Raw genomic sequence first — 272 nt, 5'->3', positions numbered from 1 at the left:
CATATTGGGGCGACTGATGGGAATCGAACCCACGAATGTCGGAGCCACAATCCGATGCGTTAACCACTTCGCCACAATCGCCATGGCAGGGGTGGCAGGAATCGAACCCACACTAACGGTTTTGGAGACCGCTGTTCTACCGTTAAACTACACCCCTACTTATTTAATTAATGGTGCCGGAAGCAGGACTTGAACCCGCAACCTACTGATTACAAGTCAGTTGCTCTACCAATTGAGCTATTCCGGCATTTGTTTAATTATGGTGGAGGATG

3 tRNA genes are annotated in these 272 nt (G+C 48.9%); all 3 read right to left on the bottom strand.

Annotated features, from left to right (window positions below):
• Positions 1-5: 5 nt before the first annotated feature.
• Positions 6-81: transfer RNA gene (locus NEH74_RS13150), tRNA-His, on the bottom strand.
• Positions 82-83: 2 nt separating this feature from the next.
• Positions 84-157: transfer RNA gene (locus NEH74_RS13145), tRNA-Trp, on the bottom strand.
• A 14-nt stretch (positions 158-171) separates the two neighbouring features.
• Positions 172-247, bottom strand: a tRNA-Thr gene (locus NEH74_RS13140).
• Between the last annotated feature and the right edge of the window lie 25 nt (positions 248-272).

It is taken from the genome of Turicibacter sp. GALT-G1 (assembly GCF_025594995.1).
GTDB classification, from domain to species: Bacteria; Bacillota_I; Bacilli_A; order MOL361; family Turicibacteraceae; genus Turicibacter; species Turicibacter bilis.
This window is presented reverse-complemented; position numbering and strand designations above follow the sequence as displayed.